The 3,636-nt window shown below is 63.1% G+C and carries 5 protein-coding genes and 2 pseudogenes; 2 read left to right on the top strand and 5 right to left on the bottom strand.

The annotated features are described in order from the left end of the window. Nucleotides 1-361, top strand: a pseudogene (locus EN738_RS32265) (EAL domain-containing protein); the annotation flags it as partial. A 230-nt stretch (nucleotides 362-591) separates the two neighbouring features. Here the strand turns inward: EN738_RS32265 and EN738_RS32275 are convergent. The 3 genes from EN738_RS32275 to EN738_RS32285 all read right to left on the bottom strand — a co-directional run bounded on the left by EN738_RS32275 (nucleotide 592) and on the right by EN738_RS32285 (nucleotide 1,791). Then, nucleotides 592-1,035 (bottom strand): type II toxin-antitoxin system VapC family toxin, encoded by a 444-nt coding sequence (locus EN738_RS32275; protein WP_127287109.1) that lies wholly within the window; start codon nucleotides 1,033-1,035, stop codon nucleotides 592-594. A 17-nt stretch (nucleotides 1,036-1,052) separates the two neighbouring features. Continuing rightward, complete coding sequence (locus tag EN738_RS32280) at nucleotides 1,053-1,295, bottom strand: type II toxin-antitoxin system Phd/YefM family antitoxin (protein ID WP_127287110.1); 243 nt, start codon at nucleotides 1,293-1,295, stop codon at nucleotides 1,053-1,055. Between the two features lie 67 nt (nucleotides 1,296-1,362). Further along, nucleotides 1,363-1,791, bottom strand: coding sequence for a MarR family winged helix-turn-helix transcriptional regulator (locus tag EN738_RS32285; RefSeq protein ID WP_127287111.1), 429 nt, complete (start codon nucleotides 1,789-1,791; stop codon nucleotides 1,363-1,365). A gap of 112 nt (nucleotides 1,792-1,903) precedes the next feature. Here EN738_RS32285 and EN738_RS32290 point away from each other — a divergent pair, with 112 nt between their 5' ends. Continuing rightward, on the top strand, nucleotides 1,904-2,311 hold the full coding sequence (locus tag EN738_RS32290) for a hypothetical protein (protein WP_127287112.1): 408 nt from the start codon (nucleotides 1,904-1,906) through the stop codon (nucleotides 2,309-2,311). Between the two features lie 227 nt (nucleotides 2,312-2,538). On the opposite strand, the gene EN738_RS32295 is transcribed toward EN738_RS32290, so the two are convergent. Further along, nucleotides 2,539-3,276: a DUF6817 domain-containing protein gene (locus tag EN738_RS32295; RefSeq protein WP_127287113.1), complete on the bottom strand. Its 738-nt coding sequence runs from the start codon at nucleotides 3,274-3,276 to the stop codon at nucleotides 2,539-2,541. A 113-nt stretch (nucleotides 3,277-3,389) separates the two neighbouring features. Then, nucleotides 3,390-3,636, bottom strand: a pseudogene (locus EN738_RS32300) (N-methylproline demethylase); the annotation flags it as partial.

Below are 3,636 nucleotides of genomic sequence, written 5' to 3' on the forward strand. Positions count from 1 at the left end.
CGGCGTGCATCTCGAACTCGACGATTTCGGCACCGGCTAGGCCTCGCTCAGCCATGTCAACCCCAACGAGATCGACCGGCTGAAGATTGACCGCCGCTTCGTCCAGAACATCAACGAGAACGGCGACAACTCCAAGATCGTGCGCGCCATCACCGAGCTTGCGCGCGGGCTGGGCATCTCGATCGTGGCGGAAGGTGCGGAGACCGAAGCCGAGCTCGATTCACTGATGGCGATCGGCTGCGACCAGGTGCAGGGCTATTCGATCGCCTTCCCGATGCCGCAGGACAAGGCGCGCGACTGGCTGCTGGCGCGCAGCCCGAAGAAGGCGAAGCTCAAGGTGCTGCAGGGCAGCCTGGCTTAGCTCGATCGTCGACAAACTTCACAAGGCCGGTCCGGCCATGGCGGCCTGCGGAGATCGCAAACGGATCTCGCGGATGCCGCCTCGTCTCGTTCTGTTGTTCCTGCTGCTCATCCCGTGGCCGGCACTGGCAGCGGACCGCACCATCTATCTCACCTTCGACGACGGCCACTGAACGGCACCAGCAACATTCAGGCCGAGCAGGTTCCGGCCACGCTGTTCATGGTCGGCATTTACGTTGCCGGCAGAGGCGGCAAAGCCTTTAGCGGATTGAGCATCGGCACCCCGAGAGGGGCGAAATGACGCTCGTTGTCGGTCAATATCGTCAAGTCATGAACTTCCGCCGTCGCGGCGATCGCAATGTCCTCGAACCCTGGCTGATAGGCCCTGGCCCGATCCAAGATAGATCCCGCCGCATGCGCGGCACGCAGATCGAAGGGGAGTATTCTTTCGTTGTAGAGATATTCGACCGCCTGCCACCACTGGCGAAGCAGAGCCGTCCTTTTCTTAGCGCCTTCGCGCTCGGCCTTCGCTATTCCCGCGGTAATTTCGGATGCCGTAACCACAGACAGGAACAGGTAGTCGCTGGCCCGATCAAGCCAATCCGCCAAGGCCGCTTGCTCGACCGTTTTGGAAGGCGCCAGCGCCGAAATGATGTTGGTGTCCAGCAGGAACATCAAACGCAAAGCCCGCGTTAGAGGTCAACCGTGCGAGCTGGTTTTCGGGAGCGAGGCGGAATGTCAGCTTCTGCGCCGGGAAAAGCCGCCAGCAATCGCCCAAAGCTGGGCACCCGCGACAGCCGTTCATAGTCCTTGAATGACAGAATGACAGCCTGTTTGCGACCATGCCGCGTGATGACGGCAGGCTTTCCGGCGACCGCCTGATCGACCACCGCCGAGAGCGTCGCCTTGGCATCCTTCAATTGAATCTCTCGCATGGCCAAACTCCGCTTATGACTATTGTAGTCATATAGCTCCTCTGACCGGCGGAAACAATCCGACTGGTCAGCCGCCGACATTCGCCCGCAGCGCCGCCAATACTTCCGCGAACTCTGCCAGCCGCTCGTCCGGCAATCCCACCCGCAGCCGCTTGTCGAAGGCGACGGCGGCCAATCGCAATTTCTCGAACATCGCTTCGCCGGCCTCGGTCAATGCCACCTGATGGACCCGGCGGTTTTGCGGATCGCGTCGCCGCGTCAGCAACCCCTGCGCCTCCATGGCGTTGAGATGATGCGTCAGCGTCGCGCCCTGGATGCCGATCATGCCGGCGAGTTCGCGCTGGTTGGCGAGTTCCTTCGACTTGACCGAGAGCAGCGTCAGCCACACCGGCAGCGTGCCGCCGGCCTCGACCAGGGCGGCGTCAAAGGCCTGCGCCACCGCCTTGGCGGTGCGGGCAAGGTTCATTCCGACGGGCGGGCGGTCAAAGGGTGTCATGATCCGACAGTAGAACAAGCCATGGGGCGTTGGAACGCGCCATTATACATTGACATCAAATCATTCGATATCTAATTATTCGGTTGGCGGGCGGAAAGGAAGGAATGCGGTCATGCAATATGTCTACATCATCGTCATCGGCCTTCACGTCATGGCTGGCGTGTTCTGGGCCGGCACGACAATCACGCTCGCCCGCGATCCCGAGATCAAGGCTGAGCGCTTCATCCGGCCGCAACTCGGCGCATCTGGCATGGTGTTTCTGACCGGCGCGCTGCTTTGGTATTTCTTCCACGAGGGCAGCTTCGGCTCGATGGAGATCGTGCTGGCAATCGGCATCGTGGCGGCCATCGCGGCCGCCGGCGTCCTCGGCGCCATGGTGCGCCGGCCGAGCAGCCAGTTGGCCGGTGCCGATGCAGCCACCGTACCTATGCTGCGCGCAAAGATGGCCGTCGGCGAACGCATCGCCGCCTGGCTGCTGGTGCTCACCGTGCTGTGCATGGCAACCGCAAGGATGTTCTAGCCCGCAAAGAACCGCTCGGCGCCGGCGCCAAGCCGGTGTCGGGCGCGGCGCGCACCGGACCGGAGCGGCAGGTGGCTCTCCTTGCGAAGGTCCGGTGCGCGTGCCTCGCTAGAGCGGTTCATCGTTTCACGGAAACGCAGAACCGCTCTTTCCCTTTGTTTTGGCGCAACTCCGGACGGAAACCGCTACGCACTTTTCCTGGAATTGCGCTGGCGGCGGCACGGCCGTCAAAGCACCTCCACCCGGGCTCCGCGCAGCTTGTCGCGGCGCAATTTGAGGTAGTTGCGCACATTCGGCGCAATGCGAAAACCTTCCAGTCTGCTATCCTCGAGCGCAGCCGCCCACCCCAGCGCCGCATAGCGGCTGCCATAGGCTTCGATCGTGGCTGCAAGGCTCTCGCGGCCGATGCGCCGGGCCAGAATGGCGCAGGCAGCCACCCGCGATTCAATCGACCGGCCATATTTGGGCGCGAATGCCAGCCCGCCATCCGCCATATCGTCGACATCATGCGCAAGGACGAGGAAAAGGATGTCCTCGTCGCCGGCCGGCACGCCTTGCGCCACAAGGCGCTCGGGATCCCCGGTGTCGAACTTCATCGCGCCGACCCTGGCGACAAGACCTTCCACCCGGGGTCCGAGCTTCTGCTCCAGCCACTTGCGGTGGGTCTCGCTGCGCCGGCTGGATTTGCCGTCCGGATATTGGGCGCTGTCATAGGCGGCGTGGAACATCGCGGCGACGACAAGATCGAGATCCTTGTCGAAATGCGCGACCGATGACGCGGCGCCGACGGCATGGCAAATAAAGGGTCGCCCGGTCTTGCGGTAGCGGCCATTGAACATGGCGCAGGCCACGCCGTAGGCCCTCTGGACGCGCAGGATATCTTCCACCGGGTGCCCGGCGTCGTGCAGCTGGATGTAAAGCGCCGTATTGGTCTGGCGCGGAACGAACAGGTCTTGTGCGGTCAAGCAAGCCCCCGGCTGTGCGGACCCTTCAGCACAGCCTGTGCCAGCCCCGGATCGGCGACAGAAAATTGCAAATATGACAGCCCAAGTCCAGTCCGGCCATCAGCCACCGCGGCCTAGATCCTCAAGCCGAATCGGATGCCGTCGTAGATGGCGGCATGGATGTTGCGCGAGGCGACCGCGTCGCCAATCCGGAACACGACGAAGCCGCCCTCCGGATTGCGCTTGGGGAAAATATCGCCGCCGCTCACCAGCCGCTCGTAGTCGACCGCGCCGCCATTGTTCGACAGCGGTTTCAGCGACAGATAGAGGTCGTCTAGCGGCGCGGTGCCATGCTCGACCACCACCTGGTCGACCCGCCGC

The sequence above is a fragment of the Mesorhizobium sp. M4B.F.Ca.ET.017.02.2.1 genome (genome assembly GCF_003998955.1).
Taxonomy (GTDB): domain Bacteria; phylum Pseudomonadota; class Alphaproteobacteria; order Rhizobiales; family Rhizobiaceae; genus Mesorhizobium; species Mesorhizobium abyssinicae.

Bases quoted from the DNA above. Each gene is read 5' to 3' on its own strand.
- EN738_RS32280 (WP_127287110.1), bottom strand. From the start codon at position 1,295: ATGCGAGAGATTCAATTGAAGGATGCCAAGGCGACGCTCTCGGCGGTG.
- EN738_RS32275 (WP_127287109.1), bottom strand. From the start codon at position 1,035: ATGTTCCTGCTGGACACCAACATCATTTCGGCGCTGGCGCCTTCCAAA.
- EN738_RS32285 (WP_127287111.1), bottom strand. From the start codon at position 1,791: ATGACACCCTTTGACCGCCCGCCCGTCGGAATGAACCTTGCCCGCACC.
- EN738_RS32290 (WP_127287112.1), top strand. From the start codon at position 1,904: ATGCAATATGTCTACATCATCGTCATCGGCCTTCACGTCATGGCTGGC.